The sequence below is a fragment of the Pseudomonas sp. Sample_9 genome, from assembly GCF_004307535.1.
Lineage (GTDB): Bacteria > Pseudomonadota > Gammaproteobacteria > Pseudomonadales > Pseudomonadaceae > Aquipseudomonas > Aquipseudomonas mercuritolerans.
Window position 1 is genome coordinate 1 of sequence record NZ_RAZO01000127.1, and the last position, 742, is coordinate 742.

Here is a 742-nt window from a genome sequence, read left to right on the forward strand (position 1 = left end):
GGGCAGCTGCGCTGCTTTGCTTTTCTGTGGGAGCGAGCCTGCTCGCGAAAGCGGTTCTCCGGCCGACCCATATTTCCGCTTTTACCCAATCCCTGTGGGAGCTGGCTTGCCAGCGATGGGGTCGGTGAGCCGACCTGTCTCTGGTTGATATACGCCGGTGTCAGTGGGCATGAAACGCAACCTGATTGCGCCCCGCAGCCTTCGCCTGATACAGCTGCTGATCGGCGCGTTTGATCAGGGCGGTGTGGTTGTTGTCGGCCGGATCTGCCAGGGCGAGACCGATACTCACCGTGACGTTGCCGACGCCGGGAAACTGCGCTTCGGCCACCGCTGCGCGAATCTTTTCGGCGACGACTTCCGGGGTTTCGGGTTGCGCGACTTCCGGCAGCAGCACGGCAAATTCCTCGCCGCCGTAACGCGCGACGAAATCGGTGCTGCGTACGCTGTTCTGGATCAAGGTCGCCAGTTGTTGCAGGACCTCGTCACCGGCCGCGTGGCCGTGGCTGTCATTGATGCGTTTGAAGTGGTCGGCATCGATCAGCAGCAGGGCATACGGGCGCCCGGTGCGTCGGGAAAGCAGTGAGTATTCAGTGATTTTTTCGTCAAAGCGGCGGCGGTTGTAAACGCCGGTCAAACCGTCGTGAGTGGCCAGGCTCAGCAGCTCGGCGTTGGCCTCGGTGAGGGCGGCGGTGCGTTGCGCCACGGTGGCTTCCAGCGAGGCGTTGGCTTCTTGCAGTTCGCG

General features: G+C 62.7%; 1 protein-coding gene. It reads right to left on the minus strand.

All coding sequences use genetic code 11. The features are described 5' to 3' along the window. Window positions 1–160: 160 nt before the first annotated feature. Window positions 161–742 (minus strand): GGDEF domain-containing protein (locus D6877_RS06775; RefSeq protein WP_130910286.1); only part of this gene is annotated, 582 nt, incomplete at its 5' end.